21 protein-coding genes and 2 tRNA genes are annotated in these 23,615 nt (G+C 69.8%); all 23 read left to right on the forward strand.

Annotated features, from left to right (window positions below; all coding sequences use genetic code 11):
* The first annotated feature begins 44 nt into the window (after positions 1 to 44).
* The 23 genes from clpX (at position 45) to IEX99_RS06395 (ending at position 23,201) form a co-directional block, all read left to right on the forward strand.
* The gene (gene clpX, locus IEX99_RS06285; RefSeq protein WP_188899164.1) at positions 45 to 1,301 is read left to right on the forward strand and encodes an ATP-dependent Clp protease ATP-binding subunit ClpX; all 1,257 of its coding nucleotides are present in this window, start codon (positions 45 to 47) and stop codon (positions 1,299 to 1,301) included.
* A 143-nt stretch (positions 1,302 to 1,444) separates the two neighbouring features.
* A complete protein-coding gene (gene lon, locus IEX99_RS06290) occupies positions 1,445 to 3,880 on the forward strand; it encodes an endopeptidase La (RefSeq protein WP_188899165.1) in 2,436 nt (811 codons plus the stop codon).
* 301 nt (positions 3,881 to 4,181) lie between these two features.
* Positions 4,182 to 4,454 carry an HU family DNA-binding protein gene (locus IEX99_RS06295; RefSeq protein ID WP_188899166.1) on the forward strand — a complete coding sequence of 91 codons (273 nt, stop codon included), beginning with the start codon at positions 4,182 to 4,184 and terminating at the stop codon, positions 4,452 to 4,454.
* A gap of 131 nt (positions 4,455 to 4,585) precedes the next feature.
* Positions 4,586 to 4,657, forward strand: a tRNA-Val gene (locus tag IEX99_RS06300).
* Positions 4,658 to 4,747: 90 nt separating this feature from the next.
* Positions 4,748 to 4,824 (forward strand) — tRNA-Asp (locus IEX99_RS06305).
* Positions 4,825 to 5,109: 285 nt separating this feature from the next.
* Positions 5,110 to 5,478 (forward strand): NADH-quinone oxidoreductase subunit A, encoded by a 369-nt coding sequence (locus IEX99_RS06310; RefSeq protein WP_188899167.1) that lies wholly within the window; start codon positions 5,110 to 5,112, stop codon positions 5,476 to 5,478.
* 7 nt (positions 5,479 to 5,485) lie between these two features.
* Entirely contained in the window at positions 5,486 to 6,043 is a 558-nt protein-coding gene (locus tag IEX99_RS06315; protein ID WP_188899168.1) for a NuoB/complex I 20 kDa subunit family protein, read from the forward strand.
* Positions 6,036 to 6,737 carry an NADH-quinone oxidoreductase subunit C gene (locus IEX99_RS06320; RefSeq protein ID WP_373285163.1) on the forward strand — a complete coding sequence of 234 codons (702 nt, stop codon included), beginning with the start codon at positions 6,036 to 6,038 and terminating at the stop codon, positions 6,735 to 6,737. Before IEX99_RS06315 ends, IEX99_RS06320 begins: the two co-directional genes overlap by 8 nt.
* 92 nt (positions 6,738 to 6,829) lie before the next feature.
* Entirely contained in the window at positions 6,830 to 8,035 is a 1,206-nt protein-coding gene (locus tag IEX99_RS06325; RefSeq protein WP_188899373.1) for an NADH-quinone oxidoreductase subunit D, read from the forward strand.
* On the forward strand, positions 8,032 to 8,691 hold the full coding sequence (locus IEX99_RS06330) for a complex I 24 kDa subunit family protein (protein ID WP_188899169.1): 660 nt from the start codon (positions 8,032 to 8,034) through the stop codon (positions 8,689 to 8,691). Before IEX99_RS06325 ends, IEX99_RS06330 begins: the two co-directional genes overlap by 4 nt.
* A 10-nt stretch (positions 8,692 to 8,701) precedes the next feature.
* A complete protein-coding gene (nuoF, locus tag IEX99_RS06335) occupies positions 8,702 to 10,015 on the forward strand; it encodes an NADH-quinone oxidoreductase subunit NuoF (protein WP_188899170.1) in 1,314 nt (437 codons plus the stop codon).
* Between the two features lie 6 nt (positions 10,016 to 10,021).
* Positions 10,022 to 12,091 carry an NADH-quinone oxidoreductase subunit NuoG gene (nuoG, locus tag IEX99_RS06340; protein WP_188899171.1) on the forward strand — a complete coding sequence of 690 codons (2,070 nt, stop codon included), beginning with the start codon at positions 10,022 to 10,024 and terminating at the stop codon, positions 12,089 to 12,091.
* A 9-nt stretch (positions 12,092 to 12,100) separates the two neighbouring features.
* Positions 12,101 to 13,111, forward strand: a complete 1,011-nt coding sequence (gene nuoH, locus IEX99_RS06345; protein WP_188899172.1) for an NADH-quinone oxidoreductase subunit NuoH — start codon at positions 12,101 to 12,103, stop codon at positions 13,109 to 13,111.
* Positions 13,112 to 13,181: 70 nt separating this feature from the next.
* Positions 13,182 to 13,673: an NADH-quinone oxidoreductase subunit NuoI gene (gene nuoI, locus IEX99_RS06350; RefSeq protein WP_188899173.1), complete on the forward strand. Its 492-nt coding sequence runs from the start codon at positions 13,182 to 13,184 to the stop codon at positions 13,671 to 13,673.
* Positions 13,674 to 13,683: 10 nt separating this feature from the next.
* Entirely contained in the window at positions 13,684 to 14,382 is a 699-nt protein-coding gene (locus IEX99_RS06355; protein WP_188899174.1) for an NADH-quinone oxidoreductase subunit J, read from the forward strand.
* 1 nt (position 14,383) lies between these two features.
* Positions 14,384 to 14,692 carry an NADH-quinone oxidoreductase subunit NuoK gene (gene nuoK, locus IEX99_RS06360; protein ID WP_188899175.1) on the forward strand — a complete coding sequence of 103 codons (309 nt, stop codon included), beginning with the start codon at positions 14,384 to 14,386 and terminating at the stop codon, positions 14,690 to 14,692.
* Positions 14,693 to 14,704: 12 nt separating this feature from the next.
* Positions 14,705 to 16,621: an NADH-quinone oxidoreductase subunit L gene (gene nuoL, locus IEX99_RS06365; RefSeq protein ID WP_188899176.1), complete on the forward strand. Its 1,917-nt coding sequence runs from the start codon at positions 14,705 to 14,707 to the stop codon at positions 16,619 to 16,621.
* Positions 16,621 to 18,144 (forward strand): NADH-quinone oxidoreductase subunit M, encoded by a 1,524-nt coding sequence (locus IEX99_RS06370; RefSeq protein ID WP_188899177.1) that lies wholly within the window; start codon positions 16,621 to 16,623, stop codon positions 18,142 to 18,144. The genes nuoL and IEX99_RS06370 overlap by 1 nt, the downstream gene beginning before the upstream one ends.
* Positions 18,144 to 19,598 carry an NADH-quinone oxidoreductase subunit NuoN gene (gene nuoN, locus IEX99_RS06375; protein ID WP_188899374.1) on the forward strand — a complete coding sequence of 485 codons (1,455 nt, stop codon included), beginning with the start codon at positions 18,144 to 18,146 and terminating at the stop codon, positions 19,596 to 19,598. The genes IEX99_RS06370 and nuoN overlap by 1 nt, the downstream gene beginning before the upstream one ends.
* A 59-nt stretch (positions 19,599 to 19,657) precedes the next feature.
* Entirely contained in the window at positions 19,658 to 20,374 is a 717-nt protein-coding gene (locus IEX99_RS06380; RefSeq protein ID WP_229677844.1) for a biotin--[acetyl-CoA-carboxylase] ligase, read from the forward strand.
* A 4-nt stretch (positions 20,375 to 20,378) separates the two neighbouring features.
* The gene (locus tag IEX99_RS06385) at positions 20,379 to 21,182 is read left to right on the forward strand and encodes a type III pantothenate kinase (protein ID WP_188899179.1); all 804 of its coding nucleotides are present in this window, start codon (positions 20,379 to 20,381) and stop codon (positions 21,180 to 21,182) included.
* Positions 21,183 to 21,193: 11 nt separating this feature from the next.
* On the forward strand, positions 21,194 to 22,855 hold the full coding sequence (locus IEX99_RS06390; RefSeq protein WP_188899180.1) for a ribonuclease J: 1,662 nt from the start codon (positions 21,194 to 21,196) through the stop codon (positions 22,853 to 22,855).
* Positions 22,856 to 22,937: 82 nt separating this feature from the next.
* On the forward strand, positions 22,938 to 23,201 hold the full coding sequence (locus tag IEX99_RS06395; RefSeq protein WP_188899181.1) for a DUF1467 family protein: 264 nt from the start codon (positions 22,938 to 22,940) through the stop codon (positions 23,199 to 23,201).
* Positions 23,202 to 23,615: the final 414 nt, after the last annotated feature.

Raw genomic sequence — 23,615 nt, forward strand, 5'->3', positions numbered from 1 at the left:
TCCCCGGGCGCGTCCCTTGGCGTCCCGGCGAGCGGAGAGTGCCCATGAGCAAGTCCGGCGATTCGAAGAACACCCTGTACTGCTCGTTCTGCGGCAAGTCGCAGCACGAGGTGCGCAAGCTGATCGCCGGCCCGACGGTGTTCATCTGCGACGAGTGCGTCGAGCTCTGCATGGACATCATCCGTGAGGAGCACAAGACGCACCTGGTCAAGTCGCGCGACGGCGTTCCGACCCCGCGCGAGATCTGCAAGGTACTGGACGACTACGTGATCGGGCAGGACCACGCCAAGAAGGTCCTCTCGGTTGCCGTCCACAACCACTACAAGCGTCTCGCCCACGGAGCCAAGAACTCGGACGTCGAGATCGCCAAGTCGAACATCCTGCTGATCGGACCGACCGGCTCGGGCAAGACGCTGCTGGCCCAGACGCTTGCCCGCATCCTCGACGTGCCCTTCACCATGGCCGACGCGACGACGCTGACCGAGGCGGGCTATGTCGGCGAGGACGTCGAGAACATCATCCTCAAGCTGCTCCAGGCGGCCGACTACAACGTCGAGCGGGCGCAGCGTGGCATCGTCTACATTGACGAGGTGGACAAGATCAGCCGCAAGTCGGACAATCCCTCGATCACGCGCGACGTCTCCGGCGAGGGGGTGCAGCAGGCGCTCCTCAAGATCATGGAGGGGACGATCGCCTCGGTGCCGCCGCAGGGCGGGCGCAAGCACCCGCAGCAGGAATTCCTGCAGGTGGACACCACCAACATCCTGTTCATCTGCGGCGGCGCCTTCGCGGGGCTCGAGAAGATCATCGCCGCCCGGGGCAAGGGTTCGGGCATCGGCTTCGGCGCCGAGGTGCGCGCGCCGGACGAGCGCCGCACCGGCGCGATCCTGCGCGAGGTCGAGCCGGAGGACCTGCTCAAGTTCGGCCTGATCCCGGAGTTCATCGGGCGGCTGCCGGTGGTGGCGACGCTCGACGACCTCGACGAGAAGGCGCTGATCGAGATCTTGACCCGGCCGAAGAACGCGCTGCTCAAGCAGTACCAGCGACTGTTCGAGATGGAGGGGGTGAAGCTCACCTTCACCGAGGACGCGCTGCGCTCGGTCGCGGCCCGCGCCATCCAGCGCAGGACCGGCGCGCGGGGTCTGCGCTCGATCATGGAAGCGATCCTGCTGGGCACGATGTTCGACCTGCCCGGCCTCGAGGAGGTCGAGGAGGTCGTCGTCAACCGCGAGGTGGCGGAGGGTCGCGCCAGCCCGCTCTACATCTACGGGGAGCGGGCGGCGGAGCAGTCCGCCGGCTGAGAGTGCCGAAGGGCGGCCACGGCCGCCCGCAGGAGGCCTTGTGAGGGGTTCGCGGGGGTCCCATCTCTAGACGACACCCGCGGTGCCCCGCCCGTGCCGCCCGTCGGGCGGGCCGGGCGCCGACTGTCCGATGCGAGGTCCTGATGGCGGATAAGTCTTCCGAAACCCTTCGCGGCGAACTCCTTCCTGTCCTGCCGCTGCGGGACATCGTGGTGTTCCCGCACATGATCGTGCCGCTCTTCGTCGGCCGCGAGAAGAGCGTGCGCGCGCTCGAGGCGGTGATGCGGGACGACAAGCAGATCCTGCTGGTCGCGCAGAAGAACGCCGCGCAGGACGACCCGGCCGCGAGCGACCTCTACCAGGTCGGCACGGTCTCGACGGTGTTGCAGCTCCTGAAGCTGCCCGACGGCACGGTGAAGGTGCTGGTCGAGGGCGGGCGCCGCGCGCGCATCGTCGGCTTCAAGGAGACGGAGGCCTATTTCGAGGCCTACGCCGAACTCCTCGCCGAGGAGACGGGCGCCGAGCCGCGCGAGGCGGAGGCGCTGGGGCGCACCGTCGTCGCCCAGTTCGAGCAGTACATCAAGCTCAACAAGAAGATCGCGCCGGAGGTGCTGGTCTCGATCAACCAGATCGACGACCCGGCGAAGCTCGCCGACACGGTGGCGGCGCACCTCAACCTCAAGATCGCCGAGAAGCAGGAGCTGCTCGAGACCGTCGGCGTGCCGGCGCGGCTCGAGAAGGTCTTCGGCCACATGGAGAGCGAGATCGGCGTCCTCCAGGTGGAGAAGCGCATCCGCAACCGCGTCAAGCGGCAGATGGAGAAGACCCAGCGCGAGTACTACCTGAACGAGCAGCTCAAGGCGATCCAGAAGGAGCTCGGCGAGGGCGAGGAGGGCCGCGACGAGGCCGCCGAGCTCGAGGCCAAGATCAAGGCCACCAAGCTCTCCAAGGAGGCGCGCGAGAAGGCGATGGCGGAGCTCAAGAAGCTCCGCACCATGAGCCCGATGAGCGCCGAGGCGACGGTGGTGCGCAACTACCTCGACTGGATGCTCTCCATCCCCTGGAAGAAGCGCTCGAAGATCAAGAACGACATCGCCGAGGCCGAGAAGGTGCTCGACGCCGACCACTACGGCCTGGAGAAGGTCAAGGAGCGGATCATCGAGTACCTCGCCGTCCAGGCGCGCTCGCCCAAGATCAAGGGGCCGATCCTGTGCCTGGTGGGCCCGCCCGGCGTCGGCAAGACCTCGCTCGGCAAGTCCATCGCCAAGGCGACGGGGCGGAACTTCGTGCGCATGTCGCTCGGCGGCGTGCGGGACGAGGCGGAGATCCGCGGCCACCGGCGGACCTACATCGGCTCGATGCCGGGCAAGATCGTCCAGGGGATGCGGAAGGCGAAGACCTCCAACCCGCTCTTCCTGCTCGACGAGATCGACAAGCTCGGCGCCGACTGGCGGGGCGACCCGTCCTCGGCGCTGCTCGAGGTGCTGGACCCGGAGCAGAACTCCACCTTCAACGACCACTACCTGGAGGTGGACTACGACCTCTCGGACGTGATGTTCGTCACCACGGCGAACTCGCTGCGCATGCCGCAGCCGCTGATGGACCGGATGGAGATCATCCGCATCCCCGGCTACACGGAGGACGAGAAGGTCGAGATCGCCAAGCGCCACCTGATCCCGAAGCAATCCGAGGCGAACGGGCTGAAGAAGGGCGAGTGGAGCATCAGCGAGGACGCGCTGCGCGACCTGGTGCGCTACTACACGCGCGAGGCGGGCGTGCGCAACCTCGAGCGGGAGATCGCCGGGCTTGCCCGCAAGGCGGTGAAGGAGATCGTCTCGAAGAAGGCGGCCAAGGTCGCGATCACCCGCAAGAACCTCGAGAAGTACGCGGGCGTGCGCAAGTTCCGCTTCGGCGAGGCCGAGGCGGAGGACATGGTCGGCGTCGTCACCGGCCTCGCCTGGACCGAGGTCGGCGGCGAGATCCTGACGATCGAGAGCGTCATGGTCCCGGGCAAGGGCAAGGTGCAGCACACCGGCAAGCTCGGCGACGTGATGCAGGAGAGCGTCTCGGCGGCGATGAGCTACGTCCGCTCGCGCGCCACCACCTTCGGGATCAAGCCGACGCTGTTCGAGAAGCGGGACATCCACGTCCACGTACCGGAGGGGGCGACGCCGAAGGACGGCCCCTCGGCCGGCATCGCGATGGCGACCAGCATCGTCTCCGTGCTGACCGGAATCCCGGTGCGCAAGGACATCGCCATGACCGGCGAGATCACCCTGCGCGGCCGGGTGCTGCCGATCGGCGGCCTCAAGGAGAAGCTGCTGGCGGCGCTGAGGGCCGGCATCAAGACGGTCGTGATCCCGAAGGAGAACGAGAAGGACCTGGCGGAGATCCCGGACAACGTGAAGAAGGGGCTGGAGATCATCCCCGTCAGCCACGTGGACGAGGTCATCGGCCGGGCCCTGGTCCGCAAGCCGGAGCCGATCCAGTGGGAGGAGCCGGAGGAGGCGCCGACCCAGCCCACGCCCGCCCGCCCGCCTGCGGATCCGGGGGTGCCAGGCGCCGTGCTGCCGCACTGACCGAAGGCGGCGCATCCCGACGAGTCGGAGACGAAACGGGCAGGGAGCGCGGCGCGGCCGCGCTCCCTCGGCCTGTTCCAGGGCGGCCCGGGCGGGCGGTTTGCGCGGATGCGGTGCCGGGGCCCCTGCGTTTCGTTGCGTTTGCGCCCCACCACCCGGGCAGAATGGCGGAAATCCGCGCCGAATCGGCCCTCTGCCGATTGACGCCGGGGAAACCGCATCCCTACAGTGTGTCGAGCAGTGCGGCCTGGGCGGAATCGGTCCTGCCCTGCCGCCGCCGAGCGCAGAGGGGGGTTCCCAGATGAACAAGCAGGATCTCATCACGGCGGTCGCCGACGCCGCCGACCTGCCGAAGGCGAAGGCCGGCGAGGTGGTGGACGCGGTGTTCGACGCCATCCAGAAGTCCCTGAAGAAGAAGCAGGACGTGCGCCTGGTCGGCTTCGGCACCTTCAGCACCTCCAAGCGGAAGGCCGGCAAGGGCCGCAACCCGCGGACCGGGGAGGAGATCAAGATCCCGGCCAGCACCACCGTTCGGTTCAAGGCCGGAAAGTCGCTCAAGGAGGCGGTGAACTGAGCCGCTGCGCGGCCCGGAACGGCGTTGGCCCGGGCCCGGCAGGCAAGGCGGACATTCCCGGGGGCCGGCTTGATGCCGGCCCTTTGCAATTCCGGCCACGACGGCTACGCGACTCGTCCAGCCGCGGACACGGGCACTTAGCTCAGCGGTAGAGCGCCTCGCTTACACCGAGGATGCCGGCGGTTCGAATCCGTCAGTGCCCATATCCACCGGTCCACCGGGCAGGGTTGGCGGCGCCTGCCTTGACACGCCCCTCTCCGGCGCCCTACACCGCGCCGCCTGCACGGGCGCACGCGGGTGTAGCTCAGTCGGTTAGAGCGCCGGCCTGTCACGCCGGAGGTCGCGGGTTCGAGCCCCGTCACTCGCGCCATGTGCGTCGCCCAGCCGGCAACGCCGCGATGGGCCGTGCCGCCTTCCCCGAGCGAAGCGAGGGAAGGTGAGGGCAGGGCCACGCCTTGCGGCCGGCGACACCCCTTTTCGTTCCAGGTGCCCATGCGCACATCGAGGCGCGGGGAGCGGACGTTCCCCCTATGGCGTAGCGCACGGGGCGAGGCTAATGTCCGCGCCGCTGCGCTGCGGCATGGCTGCGGCGCTGACGCTGATCCGCGACCCCCACGCCGCACCCAAGCCGGGCCGAAACGAGCGAGCGCGCCGCATGACCCAGCCCCTGCTGGCCGACTACGTTCCGATCCTCGTCTTCCTCGTCATCGCGGGGGGGATCGCCGCGGCGATGCTCGGCGCCAACCTGGTACTGGCGCGGCGCAAGCCGGATCCCGAGAAGCTCTCGGCCTACGAGTGCGGGTTCGCGCCGTTCGACGACACGCGCCGCCGCTTCGACGTGCGGTTCTACCTGGTGGCGATCCTCTTCATCATCTTCGACCTCGAGGTCGCCTTCCTCTTCCCCTGGGCCGTCGGACTCGGCGGGATCGGCTGGTTCGGCTTCTTCTCCATGATGGCCTTCCTGCTCGTCCTGACGGTCGGGTTCCTCTACGAGTGGCGCAAGGGCGCCCTGGAGTGGGAGTGACGATGCGATGAGCGGTGCGACCGACGCCATCGCCTGGAACCGCGAGCATCTGCCGCCCGGGCCGGCGCAGGACGCGGTCGTCAAGGGCATCACCGGCGAGATCGAGGACAAGGGCTTCGTCGTCGCCAGCCTCGACAAGGTGGTGAACTGGGCGCGCACGGGCAGCCTGTGGCCGATGACCTTCGGCCTCGCCTGCTGCGCGGTGCCGATGATCCACGCCTACATGGCGCGCTACGACCTCGACCGCTTCGGCATCATCCCGCGCGGCTCCCCGCGCCAGTCGGACGTGATGATCGTGGCGGGGACGCTGACCAACAAGATGGCCCCGGCGCTGCGCAAGGTGTACGACCAGATGGCCGAGCCGCGCTGGGTGATCTCGATGGGGAGCTGCGCCAACGGCGGCGGCTACTACCACTACTCCTACAGCGTGGTGCGCGGCTGCGACCGGATCGTGCCGGTGGACGTGTACGTGCCGGGATGCCCGCCGACGGCGGAGGCGCTGGTGTACGGCATCCTGCAGCTGCAGAAGAAGATCCGTCGGACGGGGACCATCCTGCGTGGCTGAGGGCGAACTGACCACCGCGATTCCGGCGACGCCGGAGGAACAGCCGCTGCATGCGCTCGGCGCCGCGGTCGCGGCGGCGGCGCCGGCGGGCGCGGTCGAGGCGGTCGAGGTGGAGCGCGGCGCCGAGCTGGTGCTGCGCGTGCGGCGCGAGGCGCTGCTGCCGGTGATGGCGCTGCTGCGCGACGATCCGCGCTTCGCCTTCGAGCAGTGCGTGGACATCTGCGGCGTGGACTGGCCGCAGCGCAGCCCGCGCTTCGACGTGGTGTACAACCTGCTGAGCCTGTCGCTGAACCGGCGCCTGCGCGTGGTCGTCGGCACGGACGAGGCGACGCCGGTGCCGAGCGTGAAGGACCTCTGGCCGAGCGCGACCTGGTACGAGCGCGAGTCCTGGGACATGTTCGGCATCGTCTTCGAGGGCCAGACCGACCTGCGGCGGATCCTCACCGACTACGGCTTCGAGGGACATCCGCTGCGCAAGGACTTCCCGCTCACCGGCTACGTCGAGGTGCGCTACGACGAGGAGCGCAAGCAGGTCGTATACGAGCCGGTGAAGCTGACCCAGGAGTTCCGCAATTTCGACTTCCTCTCCCCGTGGGAGGCGATGACGACGCTGCCGGGCGACGAGAAGGTGCACACCAACCGCGAGCACCTCGAGGCGCAGGCGCGGAAGCGCCTGGAGGGCCCGCGCCCATGAGCGGCAGCAGCCACATCGCCGCCGAGGGCGGCTCGTCGAGGAACGCCGCCGCGGACCTCGCGCTGCGCGAGCGGCCGGCGGCGCCGCCCGGCATGGAGGAGGCGCCGGCCGAGACGCGCACGGTGGAGGTGGACAGCCACACCATCAATTTCGGCCCGCAGCACCCGGCCGCGCACGGCGTGCTGCGTCTCATCCTCGAGATGAAGGGCGAGGTGGTGGAGCGCGCCGACCCGCACATCGGCCTGCTGCACCGCGGCACCGAGAAGCTGATCGAGTACAAGACCTACCTCCAGGCGATGCCCTACATGGACCGCCTGGACTACGTCTCGCCGATGTGCATGGAGCACAGCTTCGTGCTGGCGGTGGAGCGGCTGCTCGGCATCGAGCGGGACGTGCCGGAGCGCGGCCGGTGGATCCGCACGCTCTACGCGGAGCTGACGCGCATCGCCAACCACCTGCTGAACGTCACCACCTTCGCGCTCGACGTCGGCGCGATCACCCCCGCGCTCTGGGGGTTCGAGCAGCGCGAGGCGGTCCTCGAATTCTACGAGGCGGCGGGCGGCAGCCACTACCACGCCAACTACTTCCGCGCCGGCGGCGTCAACCGCGACATCCCGCCCGCCGTGCTCGACCGCATCGCGGCCTGGGCGCGCCAGCTCCCCTCCTTCCTCGACGACCTCGAGGGGCTGCTGACCGAGAACCGCATCTTCAAGCAGCGCACCGTGGACATCGGCGTGATGACGCCGGAGCAGGCGATCGCCTGGGGGTTCAGCGGCCCGTGCCTGCGCGCCTCCGGCTGCGCCTGGGACCTGCGCAAGGCGCAGCCCTACGACATGTACGACCGGGTGGAGTTCGACGTGCCGGTCGGCCGGCACGGCGACTGCTACGACCGCTACCTGGTGCGGATGCAGGAGATGCGCCAGAGCCTGCGCATCATCGAGCAGTGCCTGGACCGGATGCGGCCCGGCCCGGTGAGGATCCAGGACCACAAGATCACGCCGCCGCCCCGCGCCGAGATGAAGCGCTCGATGGAGGCGCTGATCCACCACTTCAAGCTCTACACCGAGGGCTACCACGTGCCGGCCGGCGCGACCTACACCGCGACCGAGGCGCCGAAGGGCGAGTTCGGCGTCTACCTGGTGGCGGACGGCACCAACAAGCCCTACCGCTGCAAGATCCGGGCGCCGGGCTACGCGCACCTGCAGGCGATGGAGGCGCTCTCGAAGGGCCACATGCTCGCCGATGCGGTCGCGATCATCGGCTCGCTCGACATCGTCTTCGGGGAGATCGATCGGTGAGCGGGGGCGAGAACGGCGGCGCCACCCACGCGGTGGACGAGGCGGAGCGGCGCGAGCAGCCCGCCCACTTCGCCTTCGACGAGGAGAGCGAGCGGCGGATTCCGGACATCCTCGCGCGCTACCCCGAGGCGAAGAGGGCGAGCGCGGTGATCCCGCTGCTCTGGCTCGTGCAGGACCAGATGCGCCGCCAGACCGGCAGCGCCTGGGTGCCGAAGGTCGCGATGGACGTGGTCGCGGCGCGGCTCGGCATGGCGCCGATCCGCGTCTACGAGGTCGCGACCTTCTACTTCATGTTCAACACCCGCCCGATCGGGCGCTACCACCTGCAGGTCTGCGGCACCACGCCCTGCATGCTGCGCGGCTCGGAGGAGGTGGCGCGGGCGTGCCGCGACGCCACGGGAATCAAGGCCTATGGCGAGACCAGCGCCGACGGGATGTTCACCCTGACCGAGGTCGAATGCCTCGGCGCCTGCGTCAACGCGCCGGTGCTGCAGGTGGACTTGGACTACTACGAGGACCTGGACTACGAGAGCACGGTGCGGCTGATCGAGTCGCTGCGCCGCGGCGAGCGGCCGAAGCCCGGCAGCGTCACCGGCCGCCAGGCCAGCGCGCCGGCGGGCGAGCGCACCACGCTGCTCGACGTGCCGGGGGAGTGAGGGCGCAGCGATGGCGCTGAGCGACAAGGACCGCATCTTCACCAACCTCTACGGCCTGCAGCCCTGGTCGCTGCACGCGGCGCGCCGGCGCGGCGCCTGGGACGGCACCGCCGCGCTGATCGCCAGGGGCCGCGACTGGGTGGTGGAGGAGGTCAAGAACTCCGGCCTGCGCGGCCGCGGCGGCGCCGGCTTCCCGACCGGGCTGAAGTGGTCCTTCATGCCGAAGCAGTCGGACGGCCGGCCGCACTACCTGGTCGTCAACGCCGACGAGTCCGAGCCCGGCACCTGCAAGGACCGCGACATCATCCGCCACGATCCGCACCTGCTGATCGAGGGCTGCCTGCTCGCCGGCTTCGCGATGGGCGCGAACACCGGCTACATCTACATCCGCGGCGAGTACTACAACGAGAGCGTCGTTCTCGAGGCCGCGATCCGCGAGGCCTACGAGGCCGGGCTGCTCGGCCGCAACGCGGCGCGCAGCGGCTGGGACTTCGACCTTTACGTCCACCGCGGCGCCGGCGCCTACATCTGCGGCGAGGAGACGGCCCTCATCGAATCGCTCGAGGGCAAGAAGGGCATGCCGCGCCTGAAGCCGCCCTTCCCGGCGGCGGTCGGGCTCTACGGCTGCCCCACCACGGTGAACAACGTCGAGACCATCGCCGTGGTGCCGACGATCCTCCGCCGCGGCGCCGCCTGGTTCGCGGGCTTCGGGCGGCCGAAGAACTCGGGCACCAAGATCTTCTGCATCCAGGGCCACGTGAACCGGCCCTGCAATGTCGAGGAGGAGATGTCCATCCCGCTGCGCGAGCTGATCGAGCGCCACGCCGGCGGGGTGCGCGGGGGCTGGGACAACCTGCTCGCCGTCATCCCGGGCGGGTCCTCGACGCCGCTGATCCCGAAGCACGTCTGCGACGACGTGCTGATGGACTTCGACGCGCTGCGCGACGTGAAGTCCGGCCTCGGCACGGCGGGCGTGATCGTGATGGACAGGTCCACCGACGTCATCAAGGCGATCGCGCGCCTCTCCAAGTTCTACAAGCACGAGAGCTGCGGCCAGTGCACCCCCTGCCGCGAGGGCATGGGCTGGGTCTGGCGGGTGATGGAGCGCATGGTCGAGGGGCGCGCGGAGATCGAGGAGATCGACGTGCTCGAGGAGGTGACGCGCCGGATCGAGGGCCACACGATCTGCGCCCTCGCCGACGGCGGCGTCTGGCCGGTGCAGGGGCTGATCCGCCACTTCCGGCCGCTGATGGAAGAGCGCATCGCGGCGTACAGGGCGCGGCACGGCTCGCCGCAGCCGGCGCTGCCGATGGCGGCGGAGTAGCGCGCGATGGCGAAGGTCACGGTTGACGGGATCGAGGTCGAGGTCCCGAACGGCGCGACGGTGCTCCAGGCCTGCGAGGCGGCGGGCAAGGAGATCCCGCGCTTTTGCTACCACGAGCGGCTCTCGATCGCCGGCAATTGCCGCATGTGCCTGGTCGAGCTGGAGAAGGCGCCGAAGCCGATCGCCTCCTGCGCCTATCCTGTCGCCGACGGCATGGTGATCCGCACCGACAGCCCGATGGTGCGCAACGCGCGCCGCGGGGTGATGGAATTCCTGCTGATCAACCACCCGCTCGACTGCCCGATCTGCGACCAGGGCGGCGAGTGCGACCTGCAGGACCAGGCCTATGCCTACGGCATGGACCGCTCGCGCTTCCGCGAGGCGAAGCGATCCGTGAAGGACAAGTACGTCGGGCCGCTGATCAAGACCATCATGACGCGGTGCATCCACTGCACCCGCTGCATCCGCTTCTCGCAGGAGGTCGCCGGCGTGCCGGAACTCGGCGCGACGGGCCGCGGCGAGGCGATGGAGGTCGGCACCTATGTCGAGCAGGCGCTGCACACCGAGCTCTCCGGCAACCTGATCGACATCTGCCCGGTCGGCGCGCTGACCAGCCGGCCCTACGCCTACGTCTCGCGCCCATGGGAACTGCGCAAGACCGACAGCGTGGATGTCCTGGACGCGGTCGGCTGCAACATCCGCGTGGACAGCCGCGGGCCGGAGGTGCTGCGCATCCTGCCGCGCACCAACGACGAGGTGAACGAGGAGTGGCTCGGCGACCGCTCCCGCTTCGCGATTGATGGGCTGAAGCGCCGCCGTCTCGACCGGCCCTGGGTGCGCAAGGACGGCCGCCTCGCGCCGGCGACCTGGCCGGAGGCTTTCGCCGCCATCGCGCGTCGGCTGACGGCCCTGCCCGGGCACCGCATCGGCGCTGTCGCGGGCGATCTCGCCGATGCCGAGGCGATCATCGCGCTGAAGGACCTGATGGCGGCGCTCGGCAGCGCGAACCTGGACTGCCGCCAGGATGGCGCGGCGCTCGATGCCTCGCGCCGCGACTTCTACCTGTTCAACACCTCCATCGCCGGGATCGAGGAGGCGGACGCGCTGCTGATCGTCGGCAGCAACCCGCGCGTCGAGGCGCCGGTCCTGAACGCGCGCATCCGCAAGCGCGCCATCGCCGGCAAGCCGTTCCCCGTCGGATACATCGGCCCGCGCGTCGTGAACCTCACCTATCCGGCGGATCATCTGGGAGAGGGGCCGGCCGCGCTGCGCGCCCTCCTTGGCGGCGCGCACCCCTTCGCCGAGACGCTCCGCAAGGCGGAGCGGCCGATGCTGATCCTCGGCCGCGGCGCGGTCGCGCGCGCCGACGGCGCGGCGGTGCTGGCGGCAGCGTGGCGGCTCGCGGTCGAGACCGGGATGCTCAAGCCGGACTGGCACGGCTTCAACCTGCTGCACCTGTTCGGCGGCCAGGTCGGGGCGCTCGACCTCGGCTTCGTGCCGGGGGAGGGTGGCAAGGACCTCGCGGCGATGCTCGCGGGCGACGTGGACGCGCTGTGGCTGCTCGGCGCCGACGGGTTCGATCCGGCGCGCATCCCGCCCTCGACCTTCGTCATCTACCAGGGCCACCATGGCGACCGCGCGGCCGCGCGCGCCGACGTGATCCTGCCTGGCGCCGCCTACACGGAGAAGGACGGCACCTACGTCAACACCGAGGGCCGGGTGCAGCGCGGCTACCTTGCGGTGCATCCTCCAGGCGAGGCGCGTGAGGACTGGCGGATCATCCGCGCCTTCAGCGAAGGCATCGGCAGGCGTCTTCCCTACGACGATCTCGCCGGGTTGCGCGCGCGACTGGTCGAGGCGAATCCGGTGTTCGGCACGGTCGGGACGCTGGAGCGACGCGGCGGCGCCGACCTTCGAGGCCCTGCCGGCGATCCCGCCGCGATGGGCGAGAGCCCCTTCGTCCTGCCGATCGCGAACTACTACCAGGCCGACGCGATCAGCCGCGCTTCCGACACCATGGCCGAGTGCGCGCGCGTCTACGGCAGCGGCGCGCACGCCAGGCTGGCGGCGGAGTGAGACCGGACGATGGACGCCTTCCTCGCCTCTCCCGCCGGCCAGGCCGCCATCACCGTCGGCCACGCGCTTGCCATCCTGGTGCCGCTGCTGATCGCCGTCGCCTACGTCACCTGGGCGGAGCGCAAGGTCCTGGCGGCGATGCAGCTCCGCAAGGGGCCGAACGTCGTCGGACCCTTCGGCCTTTTGCAGCCTTTCGCCGACGCGCTGAAGGGCATCTTCAAGGAGACGGTGATCCCGACCGGCGCCAACCGCCTGCTGTTCCTGCTCGCGCCGATGATCACGGTGACGCTCGCGCTGATCGCCTGGGCGGTGATTCCGGTGGCGGACGGCTGGGCGGCGGCCGACATCAACGTCGGCGTCCTCTACCTGTTCGCGATCTCCTCGCTCGGCGTGTATGGCATCATCATCGCCGGCTGGGCGAGCAACTCGAAGTACGCCTTCCTCGGCGCGCTGCGCTCGGCGGCGCAGATGGTGAGCTACGAGGTCTCGATCGGCTTCGTCCTCGTCACCGTCCTGCTCTGGGCCGGCTCGCTGAACCTGAACGAGATTGTCCGGGCGCAGGAAAAGGTCTGGTTCTTCATCCCGCTCTTCCCGATGTTCGTGGTGTTCTTCGTCTCGGCCCTGGCCGAGACCAACCGCGCGCCCTTCGACCTGCCCGAGGGGGAGAGCGAGCTGGTCGCCGGGTTCTTCGTCGAGTACAGCACGATCGGCTTCACGCTGTTCTTCCTCGGCGAGTACGCGAACATCGTGCTGATGTCGGCCCTGACGACGATCCTGTTCATGGGGGGCTGGCAGCCGCCGCTGCACGTGGAGCCCTTCACCTGGATCCCGGGCGCGGTCTGGTTCATCCTGAAGACGGCGTTCTTCGTCTTCCTGTTCATCTGGGTGCGCGCGACCTTCCCGCGCTACCGCTACGACCAGCTGATGCGCCTGGGCTGGAAGGTGTTCCTCCCGCTCAGCCTGTTCTGGCTGGTCGTGACCGCCGCCCTGCTGAAGCTGACCGGCTGGCTCCCGGCATGAGGACGCCGCGCCGCCGCCGGGCCGCATCCATGGGCGGGGCCGCGCTGCGCCCCGCCGCGAGGTGAAAAAGATGGCCGCACTCGACCGCGCCGCCCGCAGCATGCTGCTCTCCGAGCTGCTCTCGGGCATGATGCTGACGCTGAAGTACTTCTTCACGAAGCCGGCGGCGACGCTGAACTATCCTTACGAGCGTTACCCCCTGTCCCCGCGCTTCAAGGGCGAACACGCGCTGCGCCGCTACCCGAACGGCGAGGAGCGCTGCATCGCCTGCAAGCTGTGCGAGGCGGTCTGCCCCGCGCTCGCCATCACCATCGAGGCCGAGCCCCGCGAGGACGGCTCCCGCCGCACGACGCGCTACGACATCGACATGACGAAGTGCATCTACTGCGGCCTCTGCGAGGAAGCCTGCCCGGTGGACGCGATCGTCGAGGGCCCGAACCTCGAATTTGCTACCGAGACGCGCGAGGAGCTCTTCTACCAGAAGGAGAAGCTGCTCGAGAACGGCGATCGCTGGGAGCCGATCATCGCCGAGCGCCTGCGCCTCGACGCACCCTATCGGTGAGGCCGCCGGGATGCTCGCCGCCATAGCGTTCTACGCCTTCGCCGCCGTGCTCGTCGCCTCGGCGGCCATGGTCGTCACCGCGCGCAATCCGGTGCACTCGGTGCTGTTCCTCATCCTCGCCTTCTTCAACGCGGCGGGTCTGTTCCTGATCGCGGGGGCCGAGTTCCTCGCGATGATTCTGGTCATCGTCTACGTCGGGGCCGTCGCCGTGCTGTTCCTGTTCGTGGTGATGATGCTCGACGTGGACTTCGCGCGGCTGCGCGAGGGCTTCCAGCGCTACGCGCCGATCGGCCTCGTGGTCGGCGCCGTGCTGTTCCTCGAGCTCGCCTTCGTGCTCTGGGCGTGGAGCCCGGCGCCGGAGGCGGCCGGCCTGCGCCTGCACCCGAACCCCGGCGCCGAAGTCACCAACACCGAGGCCCTGGCGCGCATCCTCTACACCGACAATGTGCTGCTGTTCCAGGCGGCGGGGATCATCCTGCTCGTCGCGATGATCGGCGCGATCGTGCTCACGCTGCGCGAGCGGCCCGGCACCCGCAGGCAGGATGCCGCAGCGCAGATCGCCCGCGCCCCGGGCGAGACCGTCGTGCTTCGCAAGGTGCCGACCGGTGCCGGCCTCAGGGTCCTCGGCATCCTCCGCCCGCCGCCGGCCGAGGAGCCGAAACCGCTGCCGGAGCCCGAGCACCACGGCCATGGCGAGGGGCGTCACTGAGATGGCCATCACTCTCGCGCACTATCTCGTCGTCGCGGCGATCCTCTTCGTCCTTGGCGTGTTCGGCATCTTCCTGAACCGGAAGAACGTCATCGTCATCCTGATGTCGATCGAGCTGATCCTGCTCGCCGTGAACCTCAACCTCGTGGCCTTCTCCGCGGCGCTCGACGACCTCACGGGGCAGGTCTTTGCGATGTTCGTGCTGACCGTCGCCGCTGCGGAGGCGGCGATCGGCCTCGCCATCGTGGTGGTCTACTTCCGCAACAAGGGCAGCATCGAGGTCGAGGAGATCTCGACCCTCAAGGGCTGAGCGAGCAGAGGCATGTACGTCGGCGCCGTCTTCTTCCCGCTCCTCGGGGCGTGCATCTCGGGCTTCCTCGGCCCCTGGATCGGGCCCGTGGCGGCCCGCTGGTCCACCGTGGTCTTCATGGGCCTGGCGGCGGCCAGCGGCGTGTCCGCCTTCTTCGCCGTGGCGTTCGGCGGCGAGCCAACGACGGTGCCGATCGTCACCTGGATCGCGACGGGCGGGCTCGAGGTCGCCTGGGCGCTGCGTTACGACACGCTGAGCGCGGTGATGGTCGGGATGGTGACCTTCGTCTCCTTCCTGATCCACCTCTACAGCGTCGGCTACATGGCGCACGACGAGACGCAGTCTCGCTTCTTTGCCTACCTCTCGCTGTTCACCTTCATGATGCTGATGCTGGTGACGGCGGACAACCTCGTACAGCTCTTCTTTGGCTGGGAAGGGGTGGGCCTCGCGAGCTACCTGCTGATCGGCTACTGGTACGAGCGCGAGAGCGCGAACGCCGCGGCGATCAAGGCCTTCGTGGTCAACCGCGTGGGCGACTTCTTCTTCATGCTCGGCGTCGCACTCACCTTCTGGACCTTCGGCAGCCTCGAGTTCGCCTCGATCTTTGGTGCGGTGGACCAGCACCTCGGCGACCGCTTCCTCGGCGTGCCGACGATCGAGCTGATCGCGGTGCTGCTTTTCCTCGGCGCCTGCGGCAAGTCGGCGCAGATCGGCCTGCACACCTGGCTGCCCGACGCGATGGAGGGCCCGACGCCGGTCTCGGCGCTGATCCATGCGGCGACCATGGTGACGGCCGGCGTGTTCCTGGTCGCCCGGATGTCCCCGCTGTTCGAGTACGCGCCGACGGCGCTCGCCGTCGCCACGGTCGTCGGCGCGGCGACGGCCTTCTTCGCCGCGACCGTCGGTTGCGTGCAGAACGACATAAAGCGGATCATCGCCTACTCCACCTGCTCGCAGCTCGGCTACATGTTCTTCGCCGCCGGCGTCGGCGCCTATCAGGCGGCGATCTTCCACCTCTTTACCCACGCCTTCTTCAAGGCGCTGCTCTTCCTCGGGGCGGGCTCGGTGATCCACGCGATGAGCGACGAACAGGACATCCGCCGTATGGGCGGGATCTGGACGAGGATCCCGGTGACCTACGCGGTGATGTGGGTGGGATCGCTGGCGCTCGCCGGCATCCCGTTTTTTGCCGGCTACTACTCTAAGGACGCGATCCTCGAGGCCGCCTTCGCCTCCCACTCCGCGACCGGCATGCTGGCCTTCGTGCTCGGCCTCGCCGCTGCCTTCCTCACCGCCTTCTACTCATGGCGACTGCTGATCCTCGTCTTCCACGGCGCGCCGCGGGCCGACCACCACGTGATGGAGCACGTGCACGAGAGCCCTCTCGTGATGCTCGTGCCGCTGCTCGTGCTCGCGGCGGGCGCGGTGCTGATCGGCTACCTCTTCGCGCCCTTTTTCATCGGCGGCGCCTGGGAAGGCTTCTGGGCCGGATCGATCCACAACGCCCCGCACAACCACATCATGCACGACATGCACGAGGTGCCGGCCTGGGTGCCGCTTGCCCCAGCTGCGGCCGGCCTCGGCGGGATCGCGCTGGCCTACGTCCTCTACATGCTCGCGCCGGGCGTGCCTGCACGGCTCGCCGCCAGCTTCCGCGGGATCTATCTGTTCCTGCTGAACAAGTGGTACTTCGACGAGCTGTATGACGCGATCTTCGTCCGCCCGGCCCGGGCCGTCGCGCGCTTCGCCTTCCGCGTCGGAGACCAGCGGATCATCGACGGCGTGCCGAACGGCGCGGCGACGCTGGTTGTGGATGCCGCGCGCGGCGCGGCGCGGATCCAGACCGGACGGGTGGCGAACTACGCCTTCGCCATGATTATCGGGCTCGTGCTGTTCGTCTCGCTGCTCTACCTCGGGACCACCCGCTGATGAACGCCGCCGGCTTCCCGCTGCTCTCGCTCGTCACCTTCCTGCCGCTGGCCGGCGCCCTCATCATCGCCTCGGTGCGCGGCGAGGAGCGGGTGGTCGCCTCCAACGCGCGCTGGACGGCGCTCTGGACGAGTCTCATCACCTTCGGCTTGTCGCTGATACTCTGGTTCCGGTTCGACCGCTCCTCGCCGGAGCTGCAGTTCGTCGAGCGGCTGGAATGGCTGCCGGGCTACGGCGTCGCCTATGCGATGGGCGTGGACGGCCTGTCGGTGCTGTTCGTCCTGCTCTGCACCGCGCTGACACCGCTCTGCGTCCTCGCCTCCTGGGAGAGCGTCGAGCATCGGGTGCGGGAGTACATGGCGGCCTTCCTCGTACTCGAGACCGCCATGGTGGGCTTCTTCTGCGCCACCGATCTGCTGCTGTTCTTCCTCTTCTTCGAGATGGTACTGATCCCGATGTTCCTCATCATCGGGGTCTGGGGCGGGCCGCGCCGCGTGTACGCCGCGTTCAAGTTTTTCCTCTACACCCTCGCGGGCAGCCTGCTGATGCTGCTCGCCATCATCTTCCTGTGGGGCCAGGCCGGCACTACCGATATTCCGGCGCTGATCGAGGCGGGCGTGGAGCCGCGCTACCAGATCTGGCTGTTCCTCGCCTTCCTTGCCGCCTTCGCGGTGAAGGTGCCGATGTGGCCGGTCCACACCTGGCTGCCGGACGCGCATGTGGAGGCGCCGACCGCGGGCTCCGTCATCCTCGCCGGCGTGCTGCTGAAGCTCGGCGGCTACGGCTTCCTGCGCCTATCCGTGCCGCTGTTCCCCCATGCCTCGGTGGAGCTGGCGCCGCTCATCTTCGCGCTCTCGGTGGTCGCCATCGTCTACACCTCCTTTGTCGCCCTGGCGCAGGAGGACATGAAGAAGCTGATCGCATACTCCTCGGTCGCCCATATGGGCATCGTCACGCTCGGCATTTTCACCTTCAACCATCAGGGCCTCTCGGGCGCGGTGTTCCAGATGCTGGCGCACGGCGTGGTCTCGGCAGCGCTCTTCCTCTGCGTCGGAGTGCTCTACGACCGCGTGCACTCGCGCGACATCGCGCGGTACGGAGGGGTGGCGAAGGTGATGCCGGCCTTCGCGGCGGTGTTCATGCTGTTCTCGATGGCGAACGTGGCGCTGCCCGGCACGGCGAATTTCGTCGGCGAGTTCCTGGTCATCGTCTCGGCAATGCGGGTCAACTTCTGGCTCGCCTTCGGCGCCGCCCTCGGCATGATCCTCGGTGCCGCCTACACGCTCTGGCTCTACCGAAGGGTCGCCTTCGGGCGCATCATGCGCGAGGACATCCGCGGCCTCCTCGACATGAGCCCGCGTGAGCACGCGGTCTTCGCGCCGCTGGTCCTGCTCGTGCTGTGGATGGGCGTCTATCCGCAGTCCTTCCTCTCCTTCTTCGAGGTCAGCGTCGCCGCGCTCGTCCAGCAGCACGAGGCGGCAGTCGGCGCCGCCCAGCGCCTCGCGGAGACCCTTTCCCGATGATGAACTGGTCCCTCGCGCTGCCGGAACTCGTGCTGGCCTGCGCCGGCCTCGTCATTCTCGCCATCGCGGTGCTGCCGCGGCGGCAGGACATGTTCTTCCCCGCCTCCATGGCGGTCGTCGGCGCGCTGGTGCTCGCCGCCGTGCTCGTGCTGGGGCAGGGGGAGGGCACCGCCTTCATGGGCCAGTACGTCAGCGACGCCTTCGCCCGCTTCAGCAAGGTGCTGATCCTGGTCGGCGCCATGCTCGCCCTGACGCTCGCCCTCGACTTCAACGAGACCGACCGCGACCTCGCGCGCTTCGAGTACCCGGTCCTCCTCCTCTTCGCCGCGCTCGGCATGATGCTGATGGTGTCGGCGAACGACCTGATGACGCTCTACCTCGGGCTCGAGATGCAGTCGCTCGCGGCCTACGTGCTCGCCGCCTTCAATCGCGATTCCGAGCGCTCGGCGGAGGCGGGGCTGAAGTACTTCGTACTCGGCGCGCTCGCCTCGGGCCTGCTGCTCTACGGCATGAGCCTGGTTTACGGCTTCGCCGGCACGACCAATTTCGACCGGCTGGCCGACATTCTCACCACCGGGCACGCGGCCTCGCTCGGCCTCGTCATCGGCCTGGTCTTCGTCCTCGCCGGGCTGGCCTTCAAGATCTCCGCCGTGCCCTTCCACATGTGGACGCCGGATGTCTATGAGGGCGCGCCGACCCCCGTCACCGCCTTCTTCGCCTCGGCCCCGAAGCTCGCCGCCGTCGCACTGCTGACGCGGGTGCTGGTGCAACCCTTCGGGGACCTCGGCATGCAGTGGGGGCAGGTGGTGTGGCTCGTCGCCGCCGGCTCGATGATCCTCGGCGCCGTCGCGGCGATCGGCCAGCACAACATCAAGCGGCTGATGGCCTATTCCTCGATCGGCAACATCGGCTACGCACTGATCGGCCTCGCCGTCGCCGCCTCGCCCGATCCGGCCGTGCGCGACGAGGGCATGCGCAGCCTACTGTTCTACATGGCGATATACCTGCTGATGACGCTCGGCGCCTTCGCCGTGCTCGCCGCGATGCGCCGGCGCGGCAGACCGGTGGAGGAGATCGAGGACCTCGCCGGCCTCGCGCGCACCGATGTCAGCATGGCCATCTGGATGCTGGTCTTCATGTTCTCGATGGCCGGGGTGCCGCCGCTCGCCGGCTTCTGGTCCAAGCTCTTCGTCTTCCGGGCGGCGATCGAAGGGGGCTTCGTCTGGCTCGCCGTCATCGGCGTGGCGACCAGCGTGATCGCCGCCTACTACTACCTGCGCATCGTGCGCGTGATGTTCTTCGATCCGCTGGCCGAGGCCGGCGCCCTGGATGCCCGGCCGGCGAGCCTTACCGTGGTGATGGCGGCGACCGGCCTGTTCACCGCGCTGTTTTCGATCGCGCCGGGGCCGCTGCTCGCCGCGGCGCAGGCCGCGGCCGCGGCCATCGTGGGGTGACGGCGTCTCCGCTCCGGCCCTCCGCGCGCGCCCCCGGCGGCGCGTGCCCCCCCTGGCGGTTGCGCCTGCACGAGGAGCTGCCGAGCACCCAGGACGCGGTGCTGCGCGCGGCGGAGGCAGGCGAGCCGGAGGGGCTCGCCGTCCTCGCCCGCCGGCAGACCGCCGGCCGAGGCCGGGAGGGCCGGGGATGGGAGTCGCCCGTCGGCAACCTGCACCTCTCGGTCCTGCTCCGGCCGCGCGGGCCGGCGCAGCACGCGGCGCAGTGGGCGCTGCTCGCGGCGGTGGCGCTGGCGGAGGCGATCTCGCCCCGCCTGCCCGCGGGCATGGCGGCGGCGCTCGAGCTGAAATGGCCGAACGATGTCCTGCTCGGTGGGGCGAAGCTCGCGGGAATCCTCGCCGAGGCGGCGACCGGCCCGCGCGGCGGCCTTGCCTGGCTCGTCCTCGGCATCGGCACGAACCTGGCGCATGCCCCGCTCCTCCCCGGCGGGCGCGCGACCGTCTCGCTCGCCACGCTCGGCGCCGAACCGCCGGCGCCGGAGGTGTTCGCCGCCGAGCTGCTCGCCGCGCTCGACCGCTGGCGGCGCGTCCTGGCACGGGAGGGATTCGCCCCGATCCGGACGGCGTGGCTGGCGCACGGGCCGCGGCGCGGCACGCCGATGAGCGTGGCCGGCGCGACCGGCGCCTTTGCGGGTCTCGGGGAGGATGGCAGCCTGCTGCTCGCCGGCCCCGACGGCGGCATCCGCGCGCTGCGGACGGGCGAGGTGGAGGCGGGCTGAACCTATGCTGCTGGCGGTTGATGCGGGCAACACCAACGTCGTCTTCGCGGTGCATGACGGGCGGGACTGGCGCGGCCGCTGGCGCGTCGCCACGCGGGCCGACCGGACCAGCGACGAGTACGCCGTCTGGCTTCTCGCCCTGCTGCAGCATTCCGGGCTGAAGCCCGCCGACATCCGGCGCTGCGTGATCGGCACCGTGGTCCCGGCCGCGCTCTACAACCTCCGCCGGCTGGCCCGCGAATGGTTCCAGTGCGAGCCCCTGGTGGCGCGCGCCCATCTGGACTGGGGCTTCGCCATCAAGGTCCTCAACCCCGAGGAGGTCGGCGCCGACCGCCTGCTCAACGCGCTCGCCTCCCACCACCGCTACCGCGGCCCCCTGATCGTCATCGATTTCGGCACCGCCACCACCTTCGACGTGGTGGACGAGGACGGCAGCTACCTCGGCGGCGCCATCGCCCCCGGCATCAACCTCTCGATCGAGGCGCTGCACCAGGCGGCGGCGCGGCTGCCGCGGATCGGCATCGGCCGGCCCCAGGCGGCGATCGGGCGCGCCACGGTCCCGGCCATGCAGAGCGGCATCTACTGGGGCTATGTCGGGCTGATCGAGGGGCTCGTCTCGCGCATCCGCGCCGAGTTCGGCCGGCCGATGAAGGTGATCGCGACCGGCGGGCTGGCCCCGCTCTTCGCCGAGGGCACGCTGGTGATCGAGCGGACCGATCCCGATATCACCCTCGAAGGGCTGCGGCTGTTGGCGGACCGCAACCCCACCCCCATCTTGCAGAGAACCGCGCATCGCGATCACGCGTAACCCCATCGGACATGGACGCACCTCCGCCCGGTTCATCCTCCGGCGACCTGGCCTTCATCCCCCTCGGCGGGACCGGCGAGATCGGCCTCAACCTCAACGTCTACCGCTGCGACGGCCGGCTGCTCGCCGTGGACTGCGGCATCGGCTTCGGCGGACCGGAGAACCCGGAGGTCGAGGTGATGGTGCCGGACGCGACCTGGCTGGCCGAGCGGCGCGACCGCCTGCTCGGCCTGGTCGTGACCCATGCGCACGAGGACCATGTCGGCGCCGTGGCCCATCTGTGGCCGATGCTGCGCTGCCCCGTCTTCGCCGGCCCTTTCACCTTGGCGGTGCTGCGCCGGAAGCTGGCCGAGGTCGGGCTGTCCGGACAGGTGCCGCTGACCACCCTGCCGCTCGGCGGCACGCTCTCCCTTCCGCCCTTCGAGATGGAGTTCGTCCGGGTCGCCCATTCCACCCCGGAGGCGCAGGCTCTCGCGCTGCACACCCGCTATGGGACGGTGCTGCACACCGGCGACTGGAAGCTGGATCCCGACCCGCTGGTCGGGCCGCCGACCGACGAGGCCGCCTTCGCCCGCCTCGGCGCGCGCGGCGTCCTCGCGATGGTCTGCGATTCGACCAACGCGATGGTCGAGGGCCATTCCGGCAGCGAGGCCGAGGTGCGACGCAACCTCGCCGCCATCATCCGCGGCCTGAAGGGCCGGGTCGCCGTCACCTGCTTCGCCACCAACGTCGCCCGCATGGAGAGCGTGGCGCTGGCGGCCCAGGCTGCGGGGCGACAGGTCGCCCTGTTCGGCCGCTCCCTGCGCAACGTCGAGGCCGCGGCGCGGGAATGCGGCTACCTGCGCGGCATCCCGCCCTTCGTGCCGGAGGAGGAGGCGGGCTACCTGCCCGACGATTCCCTACTTCTGCTCTGCACCGGCAGCCAGGGCGAGCCGCGCTCGGCGCTCGCCCGGATCGCCGCCGACAGCCACCCCCACATCGCGCTGGGCGAGGGGGACACGGTGATCTTCTCGTCGCGCATGATCCCGGGCAACGAGCGGGCGATCCTGCGGGTCCAGGACGAGCTGGCGCGCCGCGGCTGCCGGGTGATGACGGCGGACGACCACATGGTCCATGTCTCCGGCCATCCGGCGCGGGACGAGCTGAAGCGGCTCTACGCCCTGGTGAAGCCGCGCTACGCGGTCCCGGTGCACGGGGAGTGGCGCCACCTTTCCGAGCACGCGGCCCTTGCCCGCGACTGCGGCGCCACCCCCTTCCTGGTCGAGGACGGGGACGTGCTGCGCCTCGCCCCCGGCCGGCCGGAGGTGGTGGAGGGCGTGCCGACCGGCCGCTTTGCCCTCGACGGCGAACGGCTCCTGCCGCTCGCCGGCGGCGTGCTGGCCGCGCGCAAGCGCATGCTGTTCAACGGCGTGGTGATGGCCTCGCTCGCGGTGGACGGGGCCGGTCGGGTGGTCGGCACGCCGCTGGTGTCGGCGCCGGGCCTGTTCGAATCCGGCGACGACGAGCCGGCGCGGATCGCGGCCGACCTGGCACGCGCGGTCGGCGAGCTGCCCGGACCGCTGCGGCGCGAGGACGACGCCCTGCGCGAGGCGGCGCGGAGCGCGCTGCGCAAGGCCGTGGGCCGGCGCCTGCGCAAGCGCCCGAGCGTCGAGGTGCATCTGCTCCGGGTCTGAGCCCGTGGAGGCGGCCGCACCGGCGCGTGCGTCCCGGGAAACCCGGGGCCGCTCCGCCTTGGCGGGAGAGGAGGAGGACTTCGTGACCTGGTTCACCGGGATCGTCGTCTATCTGCTGATCTGGTGGACCGCGCTGTTCGCCGTTCTGCCCTTCGGCACGCGCCCGGAGCCGGACGGCGATCCCGAGGCGGGCGGCTGGCGCGGCGCGCCGCGGCAGCCGCATCTCGGGCGCAAGCTGGTGGCGACGACGGTCGTCTCGGCGGCGATCTGGCTTGCGGTCTACGGGTTGGTCGAGAGCGACTGGATCAGCTTCCGCAGCGGCTGGCTCGCTCTGCCTGAAAACTAGGCCGAAATTAGCAATCCGGGCAGATCTCGCCGCGAATCTGGGCAAGCTCTGTCCCGGACGCTACTTTTCTGCCCCTTGCGGGCATCCGTCGGGCTTGAGACGCGTCCCCAGACGGCGCCATCATCACCAACGGGAAGGGCGGTGGCCCTTCCTGCCGTGTGACTGGCGTTTCCTCCCTAAACTCGGGCCGTTTCCCCGGGAAACGGCCCATTTTTTATTAACGGGCCGGCTTGCCGACGCCAAGCGGTTTTTTCGGGAAGGGATGCGATTCTTGCCGGGAATTGCGCCGGTTCGCCGCCTTAGGCAAAGGAATTGCTGCAACGCAGCATGCGGAGGCCGACCGGCCGCCCGCGGCGACGGCCTGCGCTCTAGCCCTGTCGCGCCGCTGCCCCTACCTTCGCGCGCCTTTTCGTT

Origin of the sequence: Caldovatus sediminis, from assembly GCF_014644455.1 — a bacterium.
GTDB classification, from domain to species: domain Bacteria; phylum Pseudomonadota; class Alphaproteobacteria; order Acetobacterales; family Acetobacteraceae; genus Caldovatus; species Caldovatus sediminis.